This window comes from Nostoc sp. T09, assembly GCF_002154695.1.
GTDB lineage: Bacteria > Cyanobacteriota > Cyanobacteriia > Cyanobacteriales > Nostocaceae > Aulosira.
The window spans coordinates 1-25,420 of record NZ_MTAV01000155.1; the positions used below are offsets into that span (position 1 = coordinate 1).

The 25,420-nt window shown below is 42.7% G+C and carries 21 protein-coding genes, 4 pseudogenes and 1 riboswitch; of the genes and pseudogenes, 16 read left to right on the forward strand and 9 right to left on the reverse strand.

Annotation, left to right across the window (positions count from 1 at the left end):
• Positions 1–321: pseudogene (locus tag BV372_RS27210) on the reverse strand (histidine kinase); the annotation flags it as partial.
• Between the two features lie 397 nt (positions 322–718).
• Here BV372_RS27210 and BV372_RS27215 point away from each other — a divergent pair.
• From BV372_RS27215 to BV372_RS27225, 3 genes are all read left to right on the forward strand, one after another.
• Positions 719–973, forward strand: coding sequence for a CTB family bacteriocin (locus BV372_RS27215; protein ID WP_086689608.1), 255 nt, complete (start codon positions 719–721; stop codon positions 971–973).
• 122 nt (positions 974–1,095) lie between these two features.
• Positions 1,096–1,353: a CTB family bacteriocin gene (locus BV372_RS27220; RefSeq protein WP_086689609.1), complete on the forward strand. Its 258-nt coding sequence runs from the start codon at positions 1,096–1,098 to the stop codon at positions 1,351–1,353.
• A gap of 123 nt (positions 1,354–1,476) precedes the next feature.
• Positions 1,477–1,734, forward strand: coding sequence for a CTB family bacteriocin (locus BV372_RS27225; protein ID WP_086689610.1), 258 nt, complete (start codon positions 1,477–1,479; stop codon positions 1,732–1,734).
• Between the two features lie 353 nt (positions 1,735–2,087).
• Here BV372_RS27225 and BV372_RS27230 read toward each other — a convergent pair whose 3' ends face one another.
• The 3 genes from BV372_RS27230 to BV372_RS27240 form a co-directional block, all read right to left on the reverse strand.
• Positions 2,088–2,459 carry a hypothetical protein gene (locus BV372_RS27230; RefSeq protein WP_086689624.1) on the reverse strand — a complete coding sequence of 124 codons (372 nt, stop codon included), beginning with the start codon at positions 2,457–2,459 and terminating at the stop codon, positions 2,088–2,090.
• A 106-nt stretch (positions 2,460–2,565) separates the two neighbouring features.
• Positions 2,566–2,829: a hypothetical protein gene (locus BV372_RS27235; protein WP_086689625.1), complete on the reverse strand. Its 264-nt coding sequence runs from the start codon at positions 2,827–2,829 to the stop codon at positions 2,566–2,568.
• 549 nt (positions 2,830–3,378) lie between these two features.
• On the reverse strand, positions 3,379–4,995 hold the full coding sequence (locus BV372_RS27240; protein WP_086689611.1) for a mechanosensitive ion channel domain-containing protein: 1,617 nt from the start codon (positions 4,993–4,995) through the stop codon (positions 3,379–3,381).
• Between the two features lie 515 nt (positions 4,996–5,510).
• Here BV372_RS27240 and ahcY point away from each other — a divergent pair.
• The 6 genes from ahcY to BV372_RS27265 all read left to right on the forward strand — a co-directional run bounded on the left by ahcY (position 5,511) and on the right by BV372_RS27265 (position 10,176).
• On the forward strand, positions 5,511–6,788 hold the full coding sequence (gene ahcY, locus BV372_RS27245) for an adenosylhomocysteinase (protein WP_086689612.1): 1,278 nt from the start codon (positions 5,511–5,513) through the stop codon (positions 6,786–6,788).
• Positions 6,789–6,952: 164 nt separating this feature from the next.
• Complete coding sequence (locus tag BV372_RS27250; protein ID WP_143845318.1) at positions 6,953–7,273, forward strand: hypothetical protein; 321 nt, start codon at positions 6,953–6,955, stop codon at positions 7,271–7,273.
• A 683-nt stretch (positions 7,274–7,956) separates the two neighbouring features.
• Positions 7,957–8,134: riboswitch (cyclic di-AMP (ydaO/yuaA leader) on the forward strand.
• Complete coding sequence (locus tag BV372_RS36710) at positions 8,131–8,268, forward strand: hypothetical protein (protein WP_179198252.1); 138 nt, start codon at positions 8,131–8,133, stop codon at positions 8,266–8,268. Its footprint overlaps the riboswitch before it by 4 nt.
• A 23-nt stretch (positions 8,269–8,291) precedes the next feature.
• Complete coding sequence (locus BV372_RS27255; RefSeq protein ID WP_086689614.1) at positions 8,292–9,569, forward strand: glycosyltransferase; 1,278 nt, start codon at positions 8,292–8,294, stop codon at positions 9,567–9,569.
• 86 nt (positions 9,570–9,655) lie between these two features.
• The gene (locus BV372_RS27260; RefSeq protein WP_086689615.1) at positions 9,656–9,853 is read left to right on the forward strand and encodes a hypothetical protein; all 198 of its coding nucleotides are present in this window, start codon (positions 9,656–9,658) and stop codon (positions 9,851–9,853) included.
• Between the two features lie 77 nt (positions 9,854–9,930).
• The gene (locus BV372_RS27265; RefSeq protein ID WP_086689626.1) at positions 9,931–10,176 is read left to right on the forward strand and encodes a hypothetical protein; all 246 of its coding nucleotides are present in this window, start codon (positions 9,931–9,933) and stop codon (positions 10,174–10,176) included.
• 436 nt (positions 10,177–10,612) lie between these two features.
• On the opposite strand, the pseudogene BV372_RS37910 reads toward BV372_RS27265, so the two are convergent.
• From BV372_RS37910 to thrS, 3 genes and pseudogenes are all read right to left on the reverse strand, one after another.
• Positions 10,613–10,711: pseudogene (locus tag BV372_RS37910) on the reverse strand (DNA-binding response regulator); the annotation flags it as partial.
• 128 nt (positions 10,712–10,839) lie between these two features.
• Positions 10,840–11,343 (reverse strand): annotated as a pseudogene (locus tag BV372_RS27270) (response regulator transcription factor); the annotation flags it as partial.
• A 167-nt stretch (positions 11,344–11,510) separates the two neighbouring features.
• The gene (gene thrS / locus BV372_RS27275) at positions 11,511–13,340 is read right to left on the reverse strand and encodes a threonine--tRNA ligase (RefSeq protein ID WP_086689616.1); all 1,830 of its coding nucleotides are present in this window, start codon (positions 13,338–13,340) and stop codon (positions 11,511–11,513) included.
• A 711-nt stretch (positions 13,341–14,051) separates the two neighbouring features.
• On the opposite strand from thrS, the gene BV372_RS27280 reads away from it, so the two are divergent.
• Together BV372_RS27280 and BV372_RS27285 are read left to right on the forward strand one after the other, a co-directional pair.
• The gene (locus BV372_RS27280; RefSeq protein WP_086689617.1) at positions 14,052–14,369 is read left to right on the forward strand and encodes a DUF2605 domain-containing protein; all 318 of its coding nucleotides are present in this window, start codon (positions 14,052–14,054) and stop codon (positions 14,367–14,369) included.
• 379 nt (positions 14,370–14,748) lie between these two features.
• The gene (locus BV372_RS27285) at positions 14,749–15,066 is read left to right on the forward strand and encodes a DUF2973 domain-containing protein (RefSeq protein ID WP_086689618.1); all 318 of its coding nucleotides are present in this window, start codon (positions 14,749–14,751) and stop codon (positions 15,064–15,066) included.
• 259 nt (positions 15,067–15,325) lie between these two features.
• Here the strand turns inward: BV372_RS27285 and BV372_RS27290 are convergent, their stop codons facing one another.
• Together BV372_RS27290 and BV372_RS27295 are read right to left on the reverse strand one after the other, a co-directional pair.
• Positions 15,326–17,617 carry an amylo-alpha-1,6-glucosidase gene (locus tag BV372_RS27290; protein ID WP_086689619.1) on the reverse strand — a complete coding sequence of 764 codons (2,292 nt, stop codon included), beginning with the start codon at positions 17,615–17,617 and terminating at the stop codon, positions 15,326–15,328.
• A gap of 663 nt (positions 17,618–18,280) precedes the next feature.
• A pseudogene (locus tag BV372_RS27295) lies at positions 18,281–18,987 on the reverse strand (glycosyltransferase family 4 protein); the annotation flags it as partial.
• 696 nt (positions 18,988–19,683) lie between these two features.
• On the opposite strand from BV372_RS27295, the gene BV372_RS27300 reads away from it, so the two are divergent.
• From BV372_RS27300 to BV372_RS27315, 5 genes are all read left to right on the forward strand, one after another.
• Complete coding sequence (locus BV372_RS27300) at positions 19,684–21,693, forward strand: DICT sensory domain-containing protein (protein WP_086689620.1); 2,010 nt, start codon at positions 19,684–19,686, stop codon at positions 21,691–21,693.
• A 131-nt stretch (positions 21,694–21,824) separates the two neighbouring features.
• Positions 21,825–22,244: a photosystem I reaction center subunit II PsaD gene (locus tag BV372_RS27305; protein ID WP_086689621.1), complete on the forward strand. Its 420-nt coding sequence runs from the start codon at positions 21,825–21,827 to the stop codon at positions 22,242–22,244.
• Positions 22,245–22,358: 114 nt separating this feature from the next.
• On the forward strand, positions 22,359–23,870 hold the full coding sequence (gene trpE, locus BV372_RS27310) for an anthranilate synthase component I (RefSeq protein WP_086689622.1): 1,512 nt from the start codon (positions 22,359–22,361) through the stop codon (positions 23,868–23,870).
• Positions 23,871–24,238: 368 nt separating this feature from the next.
• Positions 24,239–24,430 (forward strand): hypothetical protein, encoded by a 192-nt coding sequence (locus BV372_RS35500; RefSeq protein ID WP_143845320.1) that lies wholly within the window; start codon positions 24,239–24,241, stop codon positions 24,428–24,430.
• A gap of 49 nt (positions 24,431–24,479) precedes the next feature.
• Positions 24,480–25,100: a pentapeptide repeat-containing protein gene (locus tag BV372_RS27315; RefSeq protein ID WP_086689623.1), complete on the forward strand. Its 621-nt coding sequence runs from the start codon at positions 24,480–24,482 to the stop codon at positions 25,098–25,100.
• Positions 25,101–25,420 lie beyond the last annotated feature (320 nt).

A 25,420-nucleotide genomic window follows, 5' to 3' on the forward strand; every position in this document is an offset into this window, starting at 1 on the left:
TTTGTATTGCCAATTGGCTTTGAAATTTTCAAATACCCGTCTGGCTGCAATGCTGCGGATAGTTTCGGGAATAAAAGTAGTTTGTGGATCTACAAGTTGAGTAATCAGTGGTGCAATATCATCGCTTGTATAAGTACTTACCGAATTAACAATATGCATAGCCATCTGTCCGCGTGCATTCATCTCCGCTACAGCTTTATGTTCCAGCGCCTTCGATAATGCAAATCCTCCTAGTCCAATTCCAGTAATAAAAATCAGTGACAGCAGCAGTGTAAATTGAGAAGCCAGTTTCAGACGAGCAAGCATATTTGCAAATTCCATCAACGGTCTTTTTTATCCATATATCTGGAACCTATTAACTCGATCAAATTTTGCAAGTCTGCACCTTGGAAAGTTAGGGCTATACAAACAAAGTCTGCAAAGATTGGAAAAAAGAATGCGATTGATGCATGTGTAGATGCAGGGTTTCTCCGCCCTTAGCGACCAACCATAACATCTCTGTATTCATTTCCAACTTTAGTAGGAGACAGTTGGGTGGAGAAAAATCTATTTGCAATCCGAACTTTATTCCGATGTACAGCCCTAGGTGAATTTCCTACTATAAACACATCAAGCGAAACGAAAAACGCAGCCAAGCTAACCAAAATACAAATGATAACTCGGTTAATACAAGCTGCTCAATCTTAAAAATTCCCACAATCAACAAGGAGAAAAAACCATGTCTCACGAAATCAAAAACATCGTTGCAGTTGAATTATCTGAAGATGAACTAGATAGCGTTACAGGTGGATTTGGAATCATTATTGGCAATGGTCAAAATCTTGGATTGTTTACTAACAGCAGCTTTCAACAAAGTAACTTAGCAGTTGGTCAACAAACAGTTGCAGGGCCTACTGGCGCTGGTACTACCACCTTGGTGAGCGCTCAAGATATCTTTAGCAACGCCGGACAAGGATTAAGTGTTGGTAACTAATTCCTTTAAATAGTTCACAACCTGGTTTTGAGATAATTACATATTTCATCATCACCAGGTTGTCAATTACAAAAAAAGTTGAAGTTCCCGAAAAAATCATTACACCATACAGGAGAAAAAGCATGTCTTACGAAATCAAAAATATTGTTGCAGTTGAATTATCCGAAGATGAACTCGATAGCATTGCAGGTGGATTTGGTGGAATCAGTATTGGCTATGGTCAAAACCTCGGATTGTTTACTAACAGCAGCTTCCACCAAAGTAACTTAGCAGTTGGTCAACAAACAGTTGCAGGACCTACTGGCGCTGGTACTACCACCTTGGTTAACGCTCAAGATATCTTCAGCAACGCCGGGCAAGGATTAAGCGTCGGTAACTAATTCTTTTGAATATTTCACAACCTGGTTTTGAGACAATTACATATTTCATCCTAACCAGGTTGCCAATTACAACCAACAGTTGAAATTTCCGAAAAACTCATTACTTCATACAGGAGAAAAACTATGTCTGACGAAATCAAAAATATTGTTGCAGTTGAATTATCCGAAGATGAACTCGATAGCATTGCAGGTGGATTTGGTGGAATTATTATTGGCAATGGTCAAAACCTGGCTTTGGGAACATTCAGCAGCTTTGAGCAAAAAAATACGACAGTCGGTCAGCAAACATTTGCAGGCCCTGGCGGTAGCTACACTGCAACACTCGTCAACGTACAAGAAATTCACAGCCAATCAGGTCAAACGCTGACCGTGGGTAACTAAATTACTCGTTAATAACTGATTTTTCCTCTCCACAGAACCCTACCGCTGTTTGACATTAATTCAACAGTGGTAGATTTCTTTCCCAAATTCCGCAGGTGCGTAGGCGTAGCCCGCCGCAGGCATCATAAATGCTGTATTTTTGAAAATGGCTTAAATGCTGCACTTTAGAAGCATGACAGCATCACCAATCTTGCGCGGTATCGTTTCATCGCAATACTTCTCACAAATAAGCTGCCAGATGTTGAGAAACAATTAAGTACACTTTATGAATCAATCAAAATAACCCCATAAGGGCGCACAGATGTACGCCCCTAAAGATTATTAATGCCTTGCAAATATTTTCTGAACTGATATTACAATCCCACTAATTCGCGTGATTCAAAATCAGTGAGTTGTTGAGCGATCGCTAATCTTGCTTCCAACTTAGCTACACTAAATTGGTTACGCAGATATTCCAGATGAGCGAGCGCATTTGCTTTGTCTGCGGTTAATCGTAGCTGTGTATCTATTGCCTTTTGATATTCCTGATTAACTAGCAGGACTTCAAAGCGACGAGCCTTACGTTGTGCATCGTTTTTTAGATCCATATCAAAAGAAGCACTACGATCTGCATTACCTTCAAATCGGTTAATTTGCTGTTGAACTGCCATCAACTGAGAGTCTAGTTCATTCACTCGGTGGGCAGCTTGTGCTATTGCATCTGGATAATAACTCAGTTGCATAATCAAATAATCTTCCTCTGCAAAAATCTTGACCAAAAATATATAATTAGAGATGAGGAGCAAATTCAGTATTTTGCATTTTGAAGTGATTCCTCACCTGTATTGTTAATTACGCCACTTCTCGTAATTGGGATGGAGCAGTCATCTCTGGAAATGAGAGCGATAGCTGTTCAGCTTGCGGTACAGCAGCTTGCTCCAAAACTGTCACTTCGATATTCACACTCACCAAATAACTGCCTGTATCAGCACCAACCGCATCAGCGATTAATTTGGCAATATCTGGGCGCTTCGCAGTCAGTGGATCGCGTAAAATGCACCGATCCCATTCATGCTTGGCAGTGGGGTTGAGGTTGAGAATGTAGTGCTTCATCATAGAACTAATCGTTAAATCCATCTTCCAGAACCTGCCACAGAGCCATTCTGCACTTAACTGGGCTTTGTGGGCGCTATATTTATTATAGTACATTTGTACTCAATTGTGTAAACAAGGGAGATAAAGTGCAGCTTTGGCAGGGTTTGATTTTTCGGCAATTAAGGGCAATTTAGCGGACATATAGCACTTCTGGCTTAGTTGGAACCCCACCCCACATTTGCTAACGCAAGAAAATCCGCGTTCAATCCCCTCAGGCTGCAAGCCTAGGACTATACAAACAAAGCCCCTTCGGGTGACGCTCCTTCGTCGCTAACGCTACGCTAACGCCAGTCGCCTGCGAAGGGAAACCCTCCCGCAGCGCTGGTCTCACCACCTGCGTGGGCTAAATGCGAAAAAGGTCTGCTATAGACTGCGGAGGCAGGCTTTGTATATGTAGCCCAAGGCTTCTAGCCTATGGGCGTGTGTACTATATTCCAATGAGAAACATCTATTTGTCATTGGTCATTTGTAAATACAAGTGACCAATGACCAATGACAAATGACTAAATACTAATTAGTTTTGCCATTCTCCTGAAGTTGCTGTAATTGCACATCATTGATCCAAATTGCCTGCTGAGGAACAGGAATGGTGATTCCGGCTTGGTCGAAGGCGACTTTCAGACGGCGGCGATACTCCCGCGCTACATCCCATTGCTTGAGAGGCTGTGTCTTAATCCAGACACGAATAATTAAACCGCGATCGCCAAAATTATCAACACCCAAAACTTTAGGTGTTTCCACAATTTGATGTTGCCATAATGGGTCTTGATCCATCTCTAAGGCAATAGTAGTAATTAAGGACAAAACCTCGTCAATATCAGCTTGGTAGTCTACTGGAATTGTTAAATCGGCTCTTGACCACCGACTAGAAAGATTGGCAACGATTTTGATTTCACTATTGGGAATTGTGATTAACCGCCCTTCTGAATCGCGGACTTGGGTCATCCGCAAGTTGAGATTTTCTACTAAGCCTCCCACTGTTCCAACATTGATCACATCGCCTAAGGCGTACTGGTCTTCTAAGATAATCAGAAAACCGTTAATCGCATCTTTAATCAGGTTTTGCGAAGCTAGGGAGACTGCAACACCAACTAAACTTGCACCCGCTAATAAGGGAACGACATCTATCCCCAAGGCGACTAATGCCAGAAAGAAACCAACTCCTACACAGGTAAGAGTTGCAATACTTTTAGTTACACCCGAAAAGGTGGAAACTCGTAGTTGCAAACGTTCGGAAGTTTCCGAGGCGAATAAAGCACCACTGCTGATGAGAGTGGAGGTAAAACGGTCAATCAGCGCATAGCTAAAACGGATCGCGACATAAGTTCCCAGTGCCACAATCCCCAATCTCAGGGGAATTTGGGCAGCTGAGAGAATTCCTAACTGAAGGACTCTTGTGTAGGGAAATAGACCCAAGATTGTGAATGTACCACCTCCCCAAATTCCAGCTTGAGTTAGCTGAAACAGACGTTTCTTGACTTCGTGTAAATGCCGATGTTGCTGTTGATTTAGTTGAGTTGTAATTGGTTGCGTTTGGCGTGAAGTCGGAGAGATTGGATGTGTTGCATGTGTTTTAGAACGGCGCTGCCAACAATATACTCCCCAACTCGTGACAATCATTGCCAGCCCAATGGCAGCAGCTATTTTACCTTGATCGATTAAAAATTGACTGTTGCGTTCTCGCTTTGCCCGTTGCAAAGCCTCTTGCAATGTATCTGTTATTTGATTTGCTGAAAGTGTTGCATCTTCCTCTCGCAGTCTTGCGTCTTCGGAAGTGACGGTCATCAAGTATTGACCGTTAATTGTAATTACAGGTGCTTCTTTGACTTTTTCTACCTGTACATTGACTGTCTGTGCAGATGAACGAAGGTAATTTTGGCTAATTTCATTCAAGTTTTGTTGAATGTTTTGCGATCGCTCCGGGAAAATAGCTCTTGTTGCAGCTATCTGGAACAATCTGCGACCATCCAAATAAATCCAGCCAGTGACAATTCTACTGTCTGAATCTTTACTCACACTACTAGGAGTTGGTAAGTTAAATAAAAAGGGAATCTGGGCTGTAGCCTTTGGAACAGAAACAACGGCTATGACCATTGAACCCGCGAGCGCTAAAAATTGAGAGCGCACTCCAACACCTCCTTGAGTAAAATCTCTTTTTGAATACCTCCAAAGCCATCCTCCTCAATAAATTTCAGCAAATGTACCTGTCTAAAGTTAAGTCAATCCCTTCAGGTGATATATTTTAGACCTTTGGTTTTTATATCTTTAGGCAGATGCCATCAGACTTTGTTTAGTGTGGGGTATTAGCTACGGGAGTTTTTGATATTACTCTGATCAAGGATAAATGAAAAACTCAACAAAGCAGTTCCAATAAGAAATTTTCATACCCAACCTTAGAAAAATCTATTTACCCTTCTGCCCTCTGCCACGGCAGTTGCTACAACGGAGGAAACCTCCGCAACGCACTGCCTCCTCTGCCTGATTTTCTGAAGTTGACATTACCGCGATCAAACGTCAAGCTAGTTCACAGAAACATCGACTTAGTGTTTGGTGATTACAGCCAAAAATGGCGAGTCGTGGAATAATCTAGTAGAGTACGTAAAGTCTACGTACCTTTTTTGACTTTTTAGAGGACATTTTTGATGACCGCAACTTCTCCCCGATTAAAGCACGAGGTTAAAGACCTCGCCCTAGCTCCCTTGGGAAGACAGCGCATTGAGTGGGCTGGACGCGAGATGCCAGTTTTACGGCAAATCCGCGATCGCTTTGCTCAAGAAAAACCCTTTGCAGGGCTGCGGCTAGTGGCTTGTGCTCACGTGACAACAGAAACAGCACATCTAGCGATCGCGCTCAAAGCTGGTGGTGCAGATGCAGTTTTAATTGCCAGCAATCCCTTATCAACTCAAGACGACGTAGCAGCTAGCCTCGTTGTCGATCATGAAATTCCTGTTTTTGCCCAAAAAGGCGAAGATAACGAAACCTACAACCGCCACGTTCAAATAGCTCTCGACCACCGCCCCAACATCATTATTGATGATGGTAGTGATGTCGTTGCTACCCTGATTCAGCAACGTCAACATCAAATTGCTGATTTGATTGGCACCACTGAAGAAACTACAACCGGAATTGTGCGGCTACGCGCCATGTTTAAAGATGGCGTTCTCACCTTCCCCGCAGTGAATGTCAACGATGCTGACACCAAGCACTTCTTTGATAACCGCTATGGTACAGGGCAATCAACCCTGGATGGCATTATCCGCGCTACAAATATCCTGCTGGCTGGTAAAACCATTGTCGTTGTTGGTTATGGCTGGTGTGGTAAAGGTACAGCACTCCGCGCCCGTGGTTTGGGTGCGAATGTAATTGTGACCGAAATTGACCCCATCAAGGCAATTGAAGCTGTGATGGATGGTTTCCGCGTTCTACCAATGGCAGAAGCCGCTACCCAAGGTGACTTGTTTATCACAGTCACAGGTAACAAGCACGTGATTCGTGGCGAACATTTCGACGCGATGAAAGACGGTGCGATCGTTTGTAACTCCGGTCACTTTGATATTGAACTTGACCTGAAATACTTGGCTAATCAAGCTAAAGAAGTCAAGCAAGTACGTCCCTTCACCGAAGAGTATAAATTGCCTAGTGGCAAATCAGTCATCGTTCTGGGCGAAGGCCGCTTGATTAACCTCGCTGCTGCGGAAGGACACCCCAGCGCCGTTATGGATATGAGCTTTGCTAACCAGGCTTTAGCTGTGGAATACCTAGTGAAGAACAAAGGGAAACTGCAACCTGGTTTACACTCAGTTCCTAGAGAAGTGGATGAAGAAATTGCCCGCCTGAAATTAGAGGCTTTGGGAATTCACATCGATACTCTCACAGCAGACCAAATTGAGTACACCAATTCTTGGACTTCTGGAACCTAAAGTTAACCCTGAAAATTTAGGGTTGCAGATATAACTTGATTTTTTACTGGGATGGGCAAGTTGCCTATCCCGTTTTTATGTGTTTAAGTAGTATCCAATACAATCTATGGGTAGTATTACTACTTAACTTTCGCCTTCTGGTAAATCAAAAAGGAAAGAATAGAGTGTTGAACCATGCTGAACGTTATATTCCTTCGGAAGAACAATATCTAGAAGCATTTCACTCAATTTATGAAGAATTGACTCCAGGACACAAAGCTATTTTGAATAAGCTGTATCAGCACTGTTACTTTATGATAGACAATCGCAGATTACGTACTTGGGAGTTATCTAAAGCTGCGGGATATGATGGTGACTCGTCTGGTCAAATAGGTCATTTAGGTGCAAAATTCTGCAAATTCTTTGAACTAGAATATGACGAATTTAGACCGCCAGCACTGGCAATAATTAGTTGGTTTGCAGATGAAATGAATGGTTATTGGTAACATTGAGCTAATCCCCGAAGCAGCTAGAGCATTTAAGCGTTTTCGCCTGGAAACTACTGTCCAATCTAAATGTTAGGCGTTAGCAGAACCATCAATACCGCTGTGGATGCAGTTGTGCTCGTGTAACATGGGCAATCACTGTTCCAACCCGTCGAACTTACGATATTTTAATTCCTGTATGAATTCGTCAAAAAAGTACGTAAACCATCACAAATTTGTCAAACTATACAACTCTTAGCGATCGCCTTCACTCTAATACTTCAACCCATCCATTCCATCCAATCGGGAGCCTCCGCCACTAAGGAGCTAAACATCTGCGGTGGATCTTTCCCATATCCCCTATCTCGTCCCCATTATTCGTCACTTATGAGAGTACTGAGGAAGTCTTTGAGCGATTTTACTCCATACTCCACCAGATCTGTACCACATTTGGCGGTATAACTACCAGCCATGTTCTAAGGCGCTCATTAGAACCTGACGGCAGATTTTTTAATCTTCCTCTGGATAGTAAAACTTTTGTGAAAACAGATATATATTCAAGTTGAACAACGTAAGTTAGCAACAAATAAGTCGGTGACATATCTTAATTGAGGTGTTCATAAACTTGACATTGCTAACTACGACAGTTAAGATAAGCAGTAAAAATTTCATCAGTCTGCCTAATCCATAGTGGCTTCCAAAAGTATTTATGTATGGTAAGTCAGTAAGGAGCGGAGGAACCAATTTCGGGGCGTATCTCTGGGATAGCTCAAAGCTAAAGTGCGAAGAATCAACTTCAAACAAAAGCTGGAAATATCTAGAGAAGAACATCTCTCAGTTCTAGCCCGTCAGCTAACTTCGTCGGCATTGGGAGGAGATTGAACGAGCAGCATATTCAAATCAATGCTTTGTCTCGTCAGTATCCTTGGCTGGTAACTTTGCGCTTCGTTGTACCTGCCCTCGATCCTGAGGCAAGGAAAATATTACCTATGTTTCTGGCATCTGAGGCAGACTAGTTGCCTTGAGGTAGAAGTTTACTATGTTCCTAAATAAAAACCATCGTATTGCTTTGATATCTGTTGATGGCGATCCTGCCGTAGAAATCGGTCAAGAAGAAGCTGGTGGACAAAATGTTTATGTACGTCAAGTCGGTTTGGCACTCTCCAAGCAGGGTTGGCAAGTAGATATGTTCACGCGTCTGAGTCATCCTGGGCAACCACAAATTGTGCAACATAGTGCCAACTGTCGGACTATCAGGTTAAAAGCAGGGCCAGGCCAATTCATTGGGCGAGATAGCTTGTTTAAGAATCTACCCGAATTTGTGGCTCAGTTCCAAAAATTTCAGCATTCCCAAGGATATAGCTACCCTCTAATCCATACCAACTATTGGTTGTCTTCTTGGGTAGGCATGGAACTGAAAAAGCAGCAACCGCTGCTTCAGGTGCATACATACCATTCTTTAGGCGCGGTAAAATACAGAAGTATTGAGAACGTACCAGAAATTGCTAGTCAAAGATTAGCAGTAGAGAAAGCTTGTTTAGAAACAGTAGACTGCGTAGTTGCTACCAGTCCCCAAGAGCAGAAGGATATGCAGTTTCTGGTTTCTAAAAAAGGCAAGATTGAAATTATTCCCTGTGGAACCCAGATTGAGCTATTTGGCTGCATTGAACGGTCTGTTGCACGTCAACATTTAGGAATCGCAGCTGATGCAAAGATGGTTCTTTATGTTGGACGTTTTGATGGGCGTAAAGGAATTGAAACCTTAGTTAGAGCCATTGCTGAATCTAGTTTAAGAGGCCAAGCTAACCTTCAATTAGTGATTGGTGGTGGTAGCCGTCCGGGTCAAAGTGACGGCATCGAACGCGAGCGCATTGAAAACATCGTCGCGCAACTGGGGCTAAAAGATTGTACAAGTTTTCCCGGTCGTCTAGATGAGGCGATTCTGCCGTACTACTATGCAGCGGCTGATGTTTGCGTTGTCCCCAGTCATTATGAACCTTTTGGTCTAGTGGCAATTGAAGCAATGGCAAGCCGAACTCCAGTAGTGGCAAGTAATGTTGGGGGATTAAAGTATACTGTCGTACCCGAAGTTACTGGTCTATTAGTACCACCCAAACACGAATCTAATTTTGCGAGTGCCATAGACCGCATTCTGACAAACCCAACTTGGCGAGATAGATTAGGTGAGGCAGGCCGCCAAAGAGTAGAGGCTGATTTTGGGTGGGATAGTGTTGCTTCTCGGTTAAACCATCTCTACACCAATTTGCTGAATCAAAATCGGGTTCCATCTCAAAGACAACCTCAAATTGCAGCTTAATCTTGGTTGACTGCTTGAAGATGATGATTGCATATACAAATAGTCAACAATAAACTACTTAACTAGCTAAAAAAGGAATTACCACCATGTTAAATATTGGGGATTATGCTTTGCATCAAGAAACAGGGCAATTTGGTCAAGTCTTCGGTTACGGGCATCAAATTATCAATGGCAACTACTTCACAACTTTAAAGGTGAAGCTGAGAAATTATCAAACCGATGGTGGATACAACAGATTTGTAGAAGATGTGTATTCCACTTGGTTGAAAGCCAAGAATTCTTGATTTTTCAAGAGGTGGTGTTTTCATCCCACCTCTTGAAAAATTTTAATGTTCGCATTGCTAAAAATTTAGGAGGAAAAATGTCCATTCAAAACCAGAGTTTTTTGACTGATGTAAATCTTTTTCCGGAAACTGATTACAAGTTAATTGGAGAATATGCAGGTCAAAAACTTTTACTCATTGGCAAAACCAATGGTTACGGCGATCCCGTCGTTGCCACAAGCGCAACCCCTTGTGAGCCAAGTCGTGACCAATTATATGCCTACGATCTCTATGAATTGATGAAACATAGCCAAGAGCAACTCAAGATTACTGAGGAAATTTAGCAGCCTAAGTCAAATTTCAAGATATTGCTCACCAAATTTTTCAGGAGAATTATTTATGAGTTTTACAGAATGCTTGTTTTTGACATTACTTAATAGTGTTGCCTGTCTAGCCCTGCCCAAAGTTCTTTCTGTAATTGGGCTAAAACTATCAAAACCTCAAAATCAGCTAGCAATAAATTTGAAATAATACTCAATGCAATGGCGTAGTAGTTTTTTATGTAGTTACTACAATCAAAGCACCCTCATACCTTTTGTGCTTTGAACAAGTTCCAACAAATACTAGAAGACAATATTACGCTAGCAATAGAAGCGAGTGCAATTACTTCGATGGCATCGGTGAAATTAAAAGTCATTGTCGTTACCTCAATTTTCAATCTCTACAAATTTCTTCAAGCTCAGCTGACATCTGTGTACGTACTTACAAAGACACCAAGGACTACTTTCGCAGTGCATAACTAACACTACGCACTCGCACTGTGTGAATTAAACGTTTCTCACTATTTTCTTCTAATTTCAGACGCAAGTAGCGGATGTAAGTAAGTCGGTGAAAATAAACCTAGCTATGTAACAGAATGTAAAATGAATATAACCCTTGCGATTGCTTCATTCCACTTCGTTCCATTCGCAATGACATAGCGTGAATTATTTCAGCCGTTCTACTTAGACTTCGATAATATTAGAATCACCCATGAAATCATAACCCCAAACTTTCTCTAGAATTTGGTCTCTAGTAAAGACTTGGCGGGGATGACTAAGTAGGTACTCTAACAAGTCAAACTCTTTGGCTGTCAACTCAATTGCGCGTTTACCTCGAAATACTTGACGAGTGCGACGGTTTAAACTCAAGTCTTCAAACTGCAAAACATCCTCATCTGCTTCTTGAGTGCGGCGAAGATGAGCGCGGATTCTGGCTAAAAGTTCTTCAATGCTGAAGGGTTTGACTACGTAATCATCAGCACCTGCATCTAAACCAGCGACGCGATCGCTCACTTCATCTTTTGCTATCAACAAAATCACTGGGATTGAGTTACCAGTTGCACGCAGACGGCGGCAAATTTCTAAACCCGAAAGTCCTGGTAGCATCCAATCAAGCACCGCTAAATCTGGTGATGAGTCTCGTGCCAAAGTCAACTGGGTAATAATTTCTGCGGTGTCGGCTACTTTCAAGCCTCGACTAAATTTTCTCGATTACATATAAATGGTATTACACATCTTCAATTGAGCAATCCATCGGGCAGTTGTTGCAGAAGAGATTGGACTTGCGCTTTTCTGGTATTCATAGCTAATTTTTCTTTAATTTGTTTGTCGGCTGGGTAATCCCAGCCGACACTTTGCTAGAAGTTCTCGAAGTTTGCGATCGCAGTCTGCAATTTATCCACAACTTCATCTACAGCAATAGCGCCCAATTCCCCAGAAGCGCGGGTACGAATACTCAAGGAGTTGCTTTCTACTTCCTTGGCTCCCACCACTGCCATTACGGGTATTTTATCTTTCTCAGCATTGCGGATTAATTTACCCAAGCGATCGCCACTAAGATCGACTTCAGCACGAATACCCAAAGCACGCATCTTCGCTGCCACATTTTGAGTAAAATCTATCTGTGCTTCACCAACTGGTAGCAATCTCGCTTGTACTGGGGCTAACCATAAAGGAAAATCACCCGCATACTCTTCAATCAAAATCCCAATTAGCCGTTCGAGTGAACCAAAAGGCGCACGGTGAATCATCACCGGACGTTTGCGGGAACCATCTTCAGCAACGTACTCTAAATCAAAGCGTTCTGGCAAGTTGTAATCTACCTGCACAGTTCCTAGTTGCCACTCTCTTTCTAGGGCATCACTAAAGATAAAGTCAAGTTTGGGGCCATAAAAAGCCGCTTCCCCAATCCCTTCAAAATGTTCCATTCCCAACTTTTCAACAGCACGGCGGATTGCACCTTCAGCTTTTTCCCACGCTTCATCAGAACCGATGTACTTATCGCTAGCCGGATCGCGGAAACTGAGTCTGGCTTTAAAGTTCTTGAGTTGCAGTTTATTGAACACCGACAAAATCAAATCCACCACGCTGAGGAATTCGCTGTCTAGCTGTTCGGGAGTTACGAACAGGTGAGAGTCATCCACAGTAAAACCGCGCACCCGGGTTAAACCGCCCAATTCCCCTGATTGTTCGTAGCGATAAACAGTACCAAATTCTGCCAAACGCATTGGTAGTTCCCGATAGGAACGTAACTCACTCTTATATATTTGGATATGAAAAGGACAATTCATTGGCTTCATCACAAAGCCATTTTCTAAAGCCGCAGCTTCTTCATCCTCCGCCATTAAGGGGAACATATCTTCTTTATACTTCTGCCAATGTCCAGAGATTTTAAATAAATCCACTTTGGCGATATGAGGCGTGACTACAGGTAAATAACCGCGTTTTAGCTGTTCTTTTTGCAAAAAGTCTTCTAACAGACTCCGCAACAAAGTACCTTTGGGAGTCCACAAAGGTAAACCCGGCCCCACTAGGTCAGAAAATATAAATAATCCCAGTTCCTTACCCAGTTTACGGTGATCTCTTCGCAGCGCTTCTTCTTTACGCCGCTTGTACTCTGTAAGTTGTTCGGGAGTTTCCCAAGCGGTGGCGTAAATACGTTGCAGTTGAGCTTTGGTTTCATCACCACGCCAATAAGCGCCAGCTACGCTTTCTAATTCAATTGCTTTTGGGTTGATCGCACTGGTGTTTTCTAAATGAGGCCCCGCACACAAATCCCACCATTCATTCCCCAGGTGGTAAATCGTGATTGGTTCTTCTTTAATATCTGCCAGAATTTCTAGTTTGTAAGGTTCTTTAATTTCTTGAATCCGACGTTCGGCTTCTTCCCGACTGACTTCTTCACGAATTACTGGCAGTTTACGATTAATAATTTTTACCATCTCTTTCTGGATGGCTTTTAAATCCTTATCACTAAATGGTTCTGGATTGTCAAAATCATAGTAGAAGCCGTTGTCAATCCACGGACCGATTGTTACTTGCGCCTTAGGAAACAGCTTTTGTACGGCCATAGCCATCACATGGGACGCGGTGTGGCGAATTTTTTGTAAATTTTCCGATTCGCTGCTACGAGGTAAATACATTTTTTCAGATTGTTCTGGTTGGTTGGGAACTTGATTAGGCGACATCGGCTGCTAAACCATTGGCGAAGTGATTGCAAAAGTAATTTATCAGTTGAAGTTCTGAAAAATCTACCCAAATATAACATGGGTGTATTTGTCATATTAATAGGCTTTTACCTATGCTGGATGCACTCTCACATCTTTGAGCGAAGAATGGTTTCACCCATTGCCGACTACTTTTTTAACAATGTTTAATCAGCCTCAACATGAGCATTGATGAGTTTGCTAGTGGCTATCTGAAACATGGTTTTGATACTTAGACCTACATAGCTTTCCTGCATCGCCAGTCATTCATTAGCCAATGCGAAGCATTTTGCTGTGTAGGCTTCTCCAACTATAACGATTTTAATTACTGCGAGTTTGGCTCAAGATTTCAACTATAAAAGTGAATTTCTAATTAATAACTGAGTAAAGTTGTATTCTACTTATATAAAATAAACATTTCTCAATATATTATTTTAATTAATGATCTATCTTTAGACGGAATTTTCTCTACAACGATCGCAGTTGACTTTTAACTGCATTTAAAGCTACATCGCTTTAAACACCATACCTCAGGCAGCTATCCGAATCTCGTGACCAAACGCTAAAATAGAAAAAAGTATCATACCATACAGAAATTCTGATTTATCTAACTCACGAAAGAACAAAAAAGGATGTGAAGAATTGTAAATAAAGTTAATATTAGAAAGAAAGTTAGAAGTATGCTTCTCATTTATGCGAGACTCAAATTTACCAGGGGCTGAAGTGCTCAAAAGTGTATTAGAACCGCTGTTGGAGGATTTTCAGTATTGGTTTGCGCGATCGCGTAACTTTTTAGAAACCGAGCAACTCTCATTTATGAGTGAGCAAGAGCAAAATGACTTGCTTTTACAAATCAAGCAAGCACAGGATGAACTCAACACAGCGAAGATGATGTTCAGTGCAACCGATGGACAAGTTGGGATTGATATGGCGACATTAATGCCTTGGCATCAATTGGTAATGAAATGCTGGAATGTGGCAATGCGCTTTCGTCAAGAACAAGATGGGTGAGAATGAAGTTTTTATCAATTAAGTTCGATACACTTAATTAATAAGAGCAAATCGGTATCTAGTAAAGCCTGCGCGTAAACAGACAAACCACCAAAATGATTGAAAAGTTGACTGTATAAGTTTTTTAAATTTTAACTTCCCGATAGCGCTATTTAGATTCTCTCGAAAGTACACAATCCTTAATAAAATTTGAATAAATCAGAAAATAATGTATCCCATGCTACCGTATTTTGAATAACGGTTAATACATTTCTCCTCATAAAAAAATAGACGTACAAAAAGTACGTAAATCCTCGCTATAGCTGTGATGTAATTTACCAGCAAAGCGAAACGTTACAGTAAAAACTTTTAAAACTCGCTTCCTCTGGAGGACAATCCGATGTTACACCTGCTTTACATTCTCGCTTTTACGATCCTTGCTGTTATTGCTGTTGCCAATTTAATTCGCAATCTGATCATGTTTAGTTTTGATCGAGAGCGGACTTATCCGGCAATGAATCACCAGGGCAAATTTGGCTATTCCTCATCAAATAAACAGTTTGCACCACATCCAGAGTTATTAGATGGTGCAGGTAATTTAATTAAAGAGCCATTATTAGTGATGCGGTCAATCAACGTAGAAGATGCCCGCCAGCAACTAGATGCTTTGTATGAAGCGTCTCCAGGTCGTAAGGTTGAGAATCAGGAAGAAGGATAAGTCGGAGTACTAAGTCCTGAGTGAAGAACAAATCAAGATCACAGGGTAAAGAAAGGAGAAATTTTGGATCTTCTTTCTTTTTTTGTTTCGGTTGGGAATTGAGGAATGAGGAGACACGGGGACGCGGGGAAATAATAAATCACAAATGCCCCATGACGCCATTTGCTTCAAGTCGGCAAAGCCGACGACAGTCGCTTCAAGTCGGGAAACCGCCCACAGCGCTGTCTCCCCAACGCAATGGCTCCCCCATGCCTACTAATTACGCTTCAATCACTACGCGCAGATTGCCGCGTTTTTTAGCAACACGACAAGCAGTTGTGCTACCAGAACGCTCAAATTCCAAATCAAGGACGGTAGTACCAACTTGCAAATTGTGGAAAGACAGGCGATTAATCGACTCTGGCAAAGCGGGGTCAATGATTCGCAAGCAATTATTTTGCGCATCAGGTACGAGATTGACCATCATTTGCAGAAGTTGAAAGACACTACCAGTAGCCCAAGCTTGGGGAGTACAAGCCACCGGATACTGTACAGGAGCATTGTCACCGTTACGTTCGTAACCACAGAACAGTTCTGGAGGACGTTGATATGGTTGCTGGCTAGTCATATCAAACAAACCTTGGAAGAGTTCCAGAGCTTGATCTATTAAACCAAGCGATCGCAACCCCATAGCAATGATAGCGTTGTCGTGGGGCCAAACTGAACCGATGTGATAGCCCATTGGATTGTAAGCCGGGGATAAACTACTCAAAGTCCGAATCCCCCAACCATTGAACATATCCGGTGCCCGCAACCGTTCTGCTACACTGTAGGCTTTTTCGGGCGTAAAGATGCCTAAATGCAGACAATGGCCGGGATTTGATGTAATACTATCTACCTGCTTGCCATCACCATCTAAAGCTAAAGCACAGAAATCTTGGTCTTCCATCCAGAAGTCTCTGTTGAAACGCACCTTGAGATTTCTGGCCTCTTCTTGCCAGCGGTCTGCTAAATCTAGCCGCTTTTTCATCCGCGCAATTTCTGAGAGGCGCATTTTCGCGGCATAAACGTAAGCTTGAACCTCACAAAGTGCGATCGGGCCGCTAGCTAGTTCTCCCTTATGGTCTACAATACAATCGCCGGAATCTTTCCACCCTTGGTTAGCCAGACCGCGTTTCGATTTACGATAGTAGCTCAAGTAGCTAGTTTGTCTAGTATTGCGGTCAATCCATTCCATTGCCGCTAGGGCATTCGGCCAAAGTTGTTCTAAGGTATCGTGATCGTTTGTCCAAGCATAATACTCAGCATAAAGCATCAGCCAGAGAGGTGTAGCATCAACTGTACCGTAGTAGGGTGTATGGGGAATTTCTTGACAACGCGCCATTTCCCCCAACCGCAACTCGTGTAAAATCTTGCCTGGTTCTTCTTCGCGCCATTCATCCTCAATTTTGCCTTGGTATTTCGCTAGCAGCATCAGAGTTTCTTTGGCAATTGTGGAATTTAACATCAAAGTTTGGGAAGCTGTAATGATTGAATCTCGCCCAAACAGTGCCGAAAACCACGGTACTCCTGCTGAAACCGTCTTATACTTGCCAAAGGATTGGCGCAACAAATACATATCTTGCTCAGCTCGTTCAATCACTCGATTGAACATACTTTTATCTGAGCTAATCCGGGTAATTTGTTGTACCCAGTGTTGTTCTTCCATTAACTCAGCGGCTTTCGCTTGTGGTAAAGTAACCGCTGCACTCACGGTAGAACTAGGTTGGTTGTTTCTCAACAGATTTACTCGGTAACCCAATTTTTGGGTTTCGTGGGGAGCCAACTCTAATTGCCAAACCGCAGTGTAACCTTTGAAATAGTCTGGTTGCCGATACTGAAATTGGAGACGGGATTCCATTACTAAGCCATCCAAACCTTGATAAGCCAGTGTTAAGAATTCGTCCCGTAACAGTAAGGGCTGAATTGGTATAGATGAAAAGCCGTCGCCTTCTTGGGATGTTCCATCTTCAGGTAGCGGTTCCACTAGGCGTAGAAGTCTACCCCGATTGTCTCTGCCATAGCCCCGGACTTCAAATAAATCAACAAAATCCGCATCAAAGCTGATACTAAGTTCAAAACTAACGTTAGTTGTGCTATAATTAGCTACTTCAATTTCTTCAAACAGTGCCCCATTGAGTACCAGTTCCCGGCGAATCCCTACAGTATCAGCCCTCAGGCGTTCATCAATCCTGGGGTTAGTACATAGCACTGAGAGGGCAAATCCTTTTTCCGCAGTACTACTGAGCAGCACAGGCGATCGCCCCTCAATCTGCAACTCTAGGCGGCTAAGAAATCTTGTATCGCAGCAAAACAGTCCCATACTGGGGTTGCCATCGTTCAGGGAACAGCCAGAAATGTTCCCCATCGTGTCTGTTACCAAAAATAAATCATCATCTTTAACAGTCAGTGTAGGTTGTGGTCTTTCACTTAAAACACAAGGCCACTCTGGGATAGGTAGTTGTTCAGCGGGAATATAAGTTTTTCCGTCCAAGAAGATTTTTTCCGGTGTCATCAGTATATCCGGTGTCATTAGGCAACATTCCGTGTACAGGTCTAGATTTTCGCGTAGGCATAGCCCGCCATAGGCATCGCATCGGCGTCAACAGGAAAAAAGTCTCAGCGGAGGCTTACTCCAATCTAAAACTTGGGAAAAAAGACGCTCTAGCAAACTTAGTTGAGCCATTCAAGCCAAAATAATACTTACATACTCTTGGCAAAAGGACAGCTATCAAATCTACAACAATCAAATATTCAGAAATTTAAAACTTACGCAGAACAAATCCCCTAACCCTGATTAAAACCGAGATTGGAGGTTTTCCCTAGAAAAACAGGGATAATCTAGGCTTTAGGTTTTCAGTGCGTCAGTTGCTAAACTTATATTTTTTAAAGTTTTATGAATCTAACGTCAAGTGTAAAAAAATCCGTTTTTTATCTATTTTAGAGATTATTTGCCAATAAATCTATTTTTATCTAGTAAATTTCAGTTAGAACAGAAAAATAGTGGTTTTTTCGGCTGTAGTCAGCCTATATCTTAGCAAGACATAAATCAAAAGGTGAAATCATCAAATAATTTCACCTTCTGATTTATAGTCTTACAGGTTATAAGCGTAATTTATTAATTTAACACCATATTTTAAGCTCGCTCATACTCATCACTCATCGACTTGACGCTGAAACGGCTCACAACGTACTACCCACAAGTCTGACGGTCTAGTTTATCGCATCTAGAATTACCTCAATCATTTGTTCCAGAGAATGGCAAACAAAACCTGTTTTTCCATGAGCAATGACTTCTGGTACTGCGCCTAACCCCATAGCAATTACAAGCGTACCCGTTGCCATTGACTCAATCATCACTAAACCAAAAGGCTCCCGCCAAGTAATCGGGAACAAAGTGACAGTCGCTCCCCCCAGCAGTTTAACTTTTTCTTCGTGGGAAACTTCACCTAAATACTGAATCTGTTCACCATCGATTAGCGGTTCAACTTCTTGTCGATAATATTCCCGATCAACAACATCAATTTTGCCAGCCATCTTCAAAGGTAAACCAGCGGCACGAGCAATTAAAGTTGCTTGCACTGGCCCTTTTTCTAGAGAGAAACGACCCACAAATGCCAGGTATGCAGGTTGTGTAGGTTCAGGCTGGAATGTATAAGCGGTAGTATCAATACCGTTGTAGACGGTATGAATGTAGTTTAAGCCCAAGCGGGTTTCTCGTTGTGCCTCGCTAATGCTAATAAAAGGTTGCCAACAAAAATGCCGAAAAATTTTCTCGTTATCGGGGGTGAAAACGCCATACATGGTGTGTACTGAGGGCGTTTTGACAAAACTGGCATAGCCAAGGGCGTTAGCACCTAAGTGCGAATGGATAATATCAAAATCATGTGCTTTTTGATAAACTTACCACAGGAAATTTGACTGTTACGTAGTTAGTAATTTAGTACTAAATACAAAAAATCAAGTCTTTATAGCTAACTTATTTACTTGGCAAAAATGGTGTAACAGACTACTAGTTTAAAATTTAAAAATAGGGTAAAAACATACTAAAATTACAGAATTTAAATGCTCAAAATCCACATTGAACAGTAGTTGTTTGCCGCTTTATAGATTTGGCGATAATTTGATAAATATCACGATTGTTCAGCAGTTTCCTTGACATTACAGAGATGTGTCAATGCTGCATTTTGTACATTTGAGCAACTTTGTTCTCTAAACTTAGTTACTGACTGAGGGTAGATCTGGTCGAGAATGTATATTGGGCTTAATAGCCTATGACTTTGAAAAATTACAATGCCTACAAATGGATAGAAAAGACTTGAGTGAAGAACAAAGCTCTTGTGGCGAACGGCTAAACGGCTATGCACACAACACGCTAGGGTGTGAACAAAGAATGCAATGCCGTTTTTGAGCTATTTACTAAATCAAGCTATACATGCTCCGCTTAGATAGCGGCAAAGTACTGCATCTGTTGCTAAAAGTTTTTTTCATGATTCTTTACATATTGCAACTGTCTACTTGATTTTAGAGTCCGTGGTAATTTGTACAATGCAGCTGTGACTTGGATATTATCCAGATTGGGCTTCCTTAACGATATTCATGAGCATTTCGACTTCCGTGCTGAGTGATCTGCTAAAGTTCCTCCCCTACCTACGACCCCAGCTATATTTCAAGGCTTCACTAACAGCGCTCTCCCATGCGATGGAAGACCAGGTTTTGGCGGCGACTTTAGTCCAGCCTTTGGTAATTGCTAGCTTCCAAAGAGAGCGGTTTTACCGCCAAGAAGCGCATCGCTACCAGCGGCTATCCGAGCGAAGTAGCCAAATATACGTACTATCTGCACCAGAAACAGATTTTACTAATAGCTCGGAATATTATGAAAAAATAGCTTTTGAGCCAGACGATGCCTTGACCCAAGAATGGCATTTGGTAGTAGTTGCAGACAACTATGCAACTTGTCTTGTGTGTCGGGAAAGCCTAGGCTCGATTGCCAAAAATAAGCAAATTCCCGATTTAGTCCCTAGTCTGGATATGGATACAGCACGAAGGTTTGAGGGAGTTTGGACATCAGAACGAGGAGTCAGCCTGAAAGCAGCCCAATTACTACTAGACAGGATTGTAATTTACAGACCAGATCTGATAGACAAAGTTGAGGAGGCACGCGAAAGGTTTGGCATCGGCAAACCGAGATTCTACTCAGGAGCAGAACAGAGCAACGAATATGCTTGTGACATAGATACCGACCCATTTGTACAACGCTTAGTGACTTACTTACAAGCTAGCCAGTACAAATTGCACAAAGCCTATCGTTCAATTACAGCGCAAGCACGCAAAGAACGCTTAATAAACTCAATTAGTACTGCCATTCGGCGATCGCTCGATCCCCATGAAGTACTTCAGATAGCAGCACAAGAATTGGGGCAGCATATGGGGGCTGGACGCTGTTTAATTTACCGCGCTCAAGCTACAGAAGCCAAAGCCATCATTGAACATGAATTTTTGACTCCAGGGGTGTTATCTGTGTTAGGGCAAACCTGGGAGTTAGAGCACAATCCTCTATTTCGGGAAATAGTAAAACTTGGTGAAGGTGTCTGTTTGAGCGATACCTTGAGCGATCCTTGGGTTACCAATTCGACAGTGCTGTCTGCGATCGCTAAAAAGTTTGCCATTCGTTCTTGGGTGATGGAACCAGTTTTCTATCAAGGGCGATTGCTCGGCATAGTAGAGTTGCACTATTGCAGTATGCCGCCTCATGAGTGCCAACCTGGAGAATTGGATTTAGTCAAAGCGATCGCTACCCAAGTGGGGGCGGCTTTAATTCAAGCAGAAGCCTACGCTAACCTAGAAGAGCTTAATCAGCAGTTAGAAGCCCTTGACCGCACCCGGAGCAACCTCATAGCAATTACTGGGCACGAACTCCGCACTCCCCTATCCACCATTCAAGTTTGCCTGGAAAGTCTGGCTAGTGAGCCGGATATGCCCCTGGATTTACAGCAGGTAATGCTGGAAACTGCTCTTGCTGATTCAGAACGGATGCGGAAATTAGTGCAAGATTTCTTAACACTTTCCAATTTAGAAAGTGGTCGGGTGGAATGGCACCCTGAATCTCTGACTTTACAAGAATGTGTAGATCTAGCACTCAGCCGGATGCGAACCCGCACCGCAATCGAAAAGCCACCTAAGATTACAACTAGCATTGCCCAAAACCTGCCTTTAGTCAGGGCTGATGGCGACTGGCTAGTGGAGGTGATCGCCAAGCTTGTAGACAACGCTTGTAAATTTACACCATCACAGGGAGAAATCAGCATTAATGCGGCTCGCAACGACCAGCAGATGGTTGAGGTCACCGTGGCTGATACAGGACGGGGTATCGAACCAAATCGTTTAGAGATAGTATTTGACCGCTTTTATCAAGAAGAAGGAGCGCTAAGACGTAGCACAGGAGGAACTGGTCTGGGTCTAGCAATTTGTCGCCAAATTGTCAATGGCTGGGGTGGTGAAATTTGGGCAGAGTCAACTGGTAAAGATCGGGGTAGTCAGTTTCACTTTACTGTCCCCATTGTGCACAACAGTCCAGAGGAAAAGCGATCGAGGGTCAAGGGTAAATAAGGGTAGGGACCAGGGAAGAATGACAAATGACAAAGGACAAAGCACTAAAAACTGTTACAGTCTATAACGCGATCGCAACATGATCCATTTGGCGGTGTTAGGATGCCCTAAAAACGTTGAGAGACTACTTTATGGCAGAAGCACTTTCTGGACAAACTCCGCTATATGCTGGCAGCACTGGCGGCTTGCTCGCAAAAGCAGATAGGGAAGAAAAGTACGCTATCACCTGGACTAGCCCTAAACAACAAGTTTTTGAAATGCCTACAAGTGGTGCTGCCACTATGCGGCAGGGCGAAAACCTTTTGTACTTGGCTCGCAAAGAGTATGCTATCGCTTTGGGCGGTCAACTGCGGAAATTCAAAATCACAGACTACAAAATTTACCGGATTTTGGCCAGTGGAGAAACCACTTTCATTCACCCCGCTGATGGTGTCTTCCCTGAAAAGGTAAACCCAGGTCGTGAGAAAGTACGTTACGTACCACGCAACATCGGTAGTAACCCCAGTCCTGCAAAACTCAAGTTCAGTGGTAAATATACTTACGACGCTTAGCTCTCTGCGCTAGGGGTTAGAGAATTAGGGATTGGGGCTTGGGAGTTGGCTATTTCCAGTCTCATTCCCTATTTCCTCGCCCCTAGTAATTAGTTCTTAAAATTTAAATAAGGTATGATTTTTCCCGATTTTTCGCACTTTTCCCAACTAGCTTCGCAAGGCAATTTCATTCCGGTATATCAAGAATGGGTAGCAGATCTAGATACGCCAGTATCTGCTTGGTATAAGGTCTGTGCTGGTCAGCCTTACAGCTTTTTGTTGGAATCTGTCGAAGGTGGGGAAAAACTGGCACGTTATAGTTTATTGGGTTGCGATCCGCTGTGGGTGTTGGAAGCAAGGGGTAATAGTACAACCCAAACACACCGTGATGGTTCCCTGGTCGCGTTTACAGGCGACCCCTTTACAGCTTTAGCCAACTGTCTAGAACCTTATCACCCAGTCAAATTACCACAACTACCACCAGGAATTGGAGGTTTGTTTGGCTTTTGGGGTTATGAATTGATTCACTGGATAGAACCCCGTGTGCCAATTTATCCACAGGATGAGAGAAATATTCCGGATGGGTTGTGGATGCAGGTGGACCACCTGTTGATTTTTGACCAGGTGAAGCGCAAAATTTGGGCGATCGCTTATGCGGATTTACGCGACCCGGAAGTAGATTTACAGGTAGCTTATCAACAAGCGTGCGATCGCGTCACCCAAATGGTTAGCAAGCTATCTCTGCCTTTATCACCAGAGAAAACTATATTTGAATGGACGCCCCCAGGTAACAAGAAAGCAGCAGCAGAGGAATACAGCAGCAACTTTACTCGTCCCGAATTCTGCGCCAGTGTCCAAAAAGCAAAAGACTACATCAAAGCTGGGGATATCTTTCAAGTCGTTATTTCCCAGAGATTATCTACCCAATACACAGGGGACCCCTTTGCCCTTTATCGTTCTCTGCGCCAGATTAATCCCTCGCCTTACATGGCTTACTTTAACTTTCAGGATTGGCAAATTATCGGTTCCAGCCCAGAAGTAATGGTAAAAGCAGAACGCGATCGCGATGGTGAGGTAATAGCAACAGTCCGGCCGATTGCGGGAACACGTCCACGGGGTAAAACTAGCAAAGAAGATGCGGCTTTAGCTGAGGATTTACTCCAAGATCCTAAAGAAGTTGCTGAACACGTCATGCTAGTTGATTTAGGACGGAATGATTTGGGGCGTGTTTGCCAAAGCGGTAGTGTGAGAGTTGATGAATTAATGGTGGTGGAACGCTACTCCCATGTTATGCACATTGTCAGTAATGTTGTCGGTAAATTAGCACCTAACAAAACAGCATGGGATTTACTGAAAGCTTGCTTCCCAGCAGGTACAGTTAGCGGTGCGCCTAAAATTCGGGCGATGGAAATTATCCACGAGTTAGAACCTAGCCGTCGCGGTGTTTATTCTGGTGTTTATGGTTATTACGATTTTGAAGGTCAATTAAATAGTGCTATAGCAATTCGCACAATGGTAGTGCACAATCGCACAGTAAGCGTGCAAGCTGGTGCGGGTTTAGTGGCTGATTCCGAACCAGAGAAAGAGTATGAAGAGACGCTGAATAAAGCCAGAGGTTTGTTAGAGGCAATTCGTTGTTTGCGGTGAAAAACTCACCCAAAGGCACAAAAAGTTTCTGAGCTTTTTTACATTTTGGAATTTACAACGGATTTCAAATTGGTTAAATACAGATCCTAAGTCTCAAACTTAGGCATAAAGCCTGTTTTACTTCTGGAGTCTGATACCTTTATTCTGCTGCAAACCAAAAGAAGTCCTGGTTATCAAAGCCAAAACTTCAAAAAGTTATATCTCATATAACCAGGAATTATCAAAAGATAACTGAGAAGTTATTGCTTATTTGTAACGTAATTGTTATATTTCTTTACATAAAGACATACAAGTCAATATGAGGCGTTACACCATTGCGTTCTGAATAACTAAGCAGCTGAGTGTGTGATGTATGCCGAGTATGCATTATGGTCTTGAATCGACGTGAGAGTGATTTGGCGATCGCTATCTCCTCACGCTTCAGCAAAACCCCAATCGTGGCTGCGCAAAGGAACCTGTTCCATTGGCAGTGCGATCGCGAATTGTTAAATAGTTTTAAGATTGATGCGGAGTCTTGCAAAGTCCCATCAGTAGAGCTATTTACACCAATTTTCCATTAGATATTGTGCAATTTCTGGATGATAAATAAAGATTTGGGAGGCAGGCTTGATGGATGCTGATGAACTTCTCAAAAGCTATCGTGCAGGAGAGAAAAATTTCACTCAGGTAAGCCTGCACTCAGCCAACCTGAGCGAGGTGTATCTACCTGGAATCAATTTGGCTGGTGCTAACCTGGCTAGAGCAAGTTTATCTCAGGCTAACCTGCGGGGGGCAAACCTGATTGAAGCAAATTTGACAGCCGCGTCTCTGTGGAGAACTGACTTAAGTAGAGCAAATCTGATCTGGGCAAACCTGAAGGCTGCTAACCTGATTCGGGCAAATCTTACTAAAGTTGACCTGTACAAAGCTTCTTTAATGAAAGCAGACTTGCGCCTAGCAAATCTGCGTCATGCCGACCTCAGCGGTGTAAATTTGTCTGGGGCAGACTTGCGTTATGCCAACCTCAGTGGTGCTTTTCTGGCTGGGGCAAATCTTAGGGGTGCAAACCTGACTGGAGCAAACTTGAGCAAGACGGACTTAAGCCACAGTATTCTCACCAAAGCCATCTTATTCAAAACCGATCTCAGTTACGTTGATTTTACAGAAGTAGACTTAACTGATTTGGATTTGCGCTACTGCCTTGTTAGCGGAGAAATCTCACCTGAACAAGGTTTGCTCGAAGCAGGTTGAGTGTTGCCTTGAATTCACTTAAAAAAAGAATGCGACAAATATTTTGTAGAGACGTTAGATGTAACGTCTCTACAGCTATGTGGGTGCGATCGCCTAATAACTTTTACATCCTCACAAAAAAACTCAAAATTTTTACTTTTAAATAAGTAAAACTAATCACTGGTATTACTTTTACAAAACTATTTCGACTTGATTAACTTTTGTAAAGCAGTGTAAAGTAAGTTTACGGACACAGACAAAACTTGTCTGATTCATAAATCACCAATCGCAATCATAAAACCATGACAGCAACTCTACAACAGCGCGCCAGCGCTAACGTA

What these genes read in the sequence shown, in the direction of transcription:
- BV372_RS27255 (WP_086689614.1), top strand. Translation starts at nt 8,292, where the DNA reads ATGTTCCTAAATAAAAACCATCGTATTGCTTTGATATCTGTTGATGGC.
- trpE (WP_086689622.1), top strand. Translation starts at nt 22,359, where the DNA reads ATGATTTTTCCCGATTTTTCGCACTTTTCCCAACTAGCTTCGCAAGGC.
- BV372_RS27315 (WP_086689623.1), top strand. Translation starts at nt 24,480, where the DNA reads ATGGATGCTGATGAACTTCTCAAAAGCTATCGTGCAGGAGAGAAAAAT.
- thrS (WP_086689616.1), bottom strand. Translation starts at nt 13,340, where the DNA reads ATGTCGCCTAATCAAGTTCCCAACCAACCAGAACAATCTGAAAAAATG.
- BV372_RS27235 (WP_086689625.1), bottom strand. Translation starts at nt 2,829, where the DNA reads ATGATGAAGCACTACATTCTCAACCTCAACCCCACTGCCAAGCATGAA.
- BV372_RS27215 (WP_086689608.1), top strand. Translation starts at nt 719, where the DNA reads ATGTCTCACGAAATCAAAAACATCGTTGCAGTTGAATTATCTGAAGAT.
- BV372_RS35500 (WP_143845320.1), top strand. Translation starts at nt 24,239, where the DNA reads ATGGTCTTGAATCGACGTGAGAGTGATTTGGCGATCGCTATCTCCTCA.
- BV372_RS27285 (WP_086689618.1), top strand. Translation starts at nt 14,749, where the DNA reads ATGTTACACCTGCTTTACATTCTCGCTTTTACGATCCTTGCTGTTATT.
- BV372_RS27265 (WP_086689626.1), top strand. Translation starts at nt 9,931, where the DNA reads ATGTCCATTCAAAACCAGAGTTTTTTGACTGATGTAAATCTTTTTCCG.
- BV372_RS27280 (WP_086689617.1), top strand. Translation starts at nt 14,052, where the DNA reads ATGCGAGACTCAAATTTACCAGGGGCTGAAGTGCTCAAAAGTGTATTA.
- BV372_RS27305 (WP_086689621.1), top strand. Translation starts at nt 21,825, where the DNA reads ATGGCAGAAGCACTTTCTGGACAAACTCCGCTATATGCTGGCAGCACT.
- BV372_RS27225 (WP_086689610.1), top strand. Translation starts at nt 1,477, where the DNA reads ATGTCTGACGAAATCAAAAATATTGTTGCAGTTGAATTATCCGAAGAT.
- BV372_RS27300 (WP_086689620.1), top strand. Translation starts at nt 19,684, where the DNA reads ATGAGCATTTCGACTTCCGTGCTGAGTGATCTGCTAAAGTTCCTCCCC.
- ahcY (WP_086689612.1), top strand. Translation starts at nt 5,511, where the DNA reads ATGACCGCAACTTCTCCCCGATTAAAGCACGAGGTTAAAGACCTCGCC.
- BV372_RS27290 (WP_086689619.1), bottom strand. Translation starts at nt 17,617, where the DNA reads ATGACACCGGATATACTGATGACACCGGAAAAAATCTTCTTGGACGGA.
- BV372_RS27260 (WP_086689615.1), top strand. Translation starts at nt 9,656, where the DNA reads ATGTTAAATATTGGGGATTATGCTTTGCATCAAGAAACAGGGCAATTT.
- BV372_RS27220 (WP_086689609.1), top strand. Translation starts at nt 1,096, where the DNA reads ATGTCTTACGAAATCAAAAATATTGTTGCAGTTGAATTATCCGAAGAT.